This window comes from Bradyrhizobium oropedii (assembly GCF_020889685.1).
GTDB classification, from domain to species: domain Bacteria; phylum Pseudomonadota; class Alphaproteobacteria; order Rhizobiales; family Xanthobacteraceae; genus Bradyrhizobium; species Bradyrhizobium oropedii.
In genome coordinates this window covers 1-1,201 of sequence record NZ_JACMYO010000437.1, presented here as the reverse complement: position 1 = coordinate 1,201, position 1,201 = coordinate 1, and the positions used below count along the sequence as shown (strand labels likewise).

General features: G+C 61.7%; 1 protein-coding gene. It reads right to left on the bottom strand.

Features of this window, described 5'->3' with window-relative positions:
* Positions 1 to 28: 28 nt before the first annotated feature.
* Positions 29 to 1,111 carry an IS630 family transposase gene (locus H8A95_RS43135; protein ID WP_229188465.1) on the bottom strand — a complete coding sequence of 361 codons (1,083 nt, stop codon included), beginning with the start codon at positions 1,109 to 1,111 and terminating at the stop codon, positions 29 to 31.
* Positions 1,112 to 1,201: the final 90 nt, after the last annotated feature.

Sequence of the window (1,201 nt, the reverse complement as noted above, 5' to 3'; positions counted from 1 at the left end):
TAGTGTCCTGAACCAGAAATTCGCGACACTACGATGGTTGTGCTTGAGTATTGTAACGGCAGAAGCGCTCGATGGAAGCGAGGATATCATCGGCGGATTTGGTCCATTGGAATGGCTTGGGATTGGCATTGTGATGACTGATGAAGTCCATAATGTCGGCGCGCAGAGCCTGGACGCTGCGATAGATGCCACGCCGGATCTTTTTGTCGGTGATGAGCGCGAAGAAGCGCTCGACCTGATTGAGCCAGGACGAACTGGTCGGCGTGAGATGGACATGCCAGCGCGGCCGTTTGGCGAGCCAGTTTCGGATCAGCGGGGCCTTGTGCGTGGCGTAGTTGTCCATGACGAGATGGACATCGAGACCGCACGGGACGGCAGCCTCGATCTCGTCGAGGAACTTGCGAAACTCGGCGGCGCGGTGGCGGGCAAAGCATTTGCCGATGACCTTGCCCGTCGCAATGTCGAGCGCCGCGAAGAGCGAGGTCGTGCCGTGGCGCGTGTAGTCATGGCTGCGCCGCGCGGGCTGACCGGGGCGCATCGGCAACATGGGCTGGCTGCGGTCGAGCGCCTGAATTTGGGACTTCTCGTCCACACACAGGACGACGGCGTGCTGGGGCGGGGAGACGTAGAGGCCGACCACATCGCGCACCTTGGCCACGAAATCCGGGTCGGTCGAGAGCTTGAACGTCTCGATCCGATGAGGCTGCAAACCGAAGGCTCGCCAGATGCGCTGCACGCTTGAGACCGACAGTCCACTTTCCTTCGCCATGCCGCGCGAGCTCCAGTGGGTCGCATCCTTCGGAAGGCTTTCCAGGGTCTTTACGATGGTAGCTTCGATGCGCGCATCATCGATCGTCCGCGGTGCTCCGGGCCTTGGCTCGTCGCGCAGGCCTTCCACGCGATCCTGCACAAAGCGCCTGCGCCACTTGCCGACCGTGGTCTCGATCACACCGAGCTTCGCCGCCACCTCCTTGTTCTGGCTGCCCTCTGCACAGGCCAGAATGATCCGGGCCCTCAACGCCAGGGCTTGGGCCGTCTTGCGGCGGCCTGCCAACGCCTTCAGCTCAGTCCGCTCCTCCTCGGTTAGGATCAGGGGTGCCAGCCGCGCCATCGAATGCTCCATCGCTGTTGCCCTGCAAAACATGGCACAGCGATGCGACTCTAACGCGAATCTAATGATGCGAACTTGTGACTCGGGACA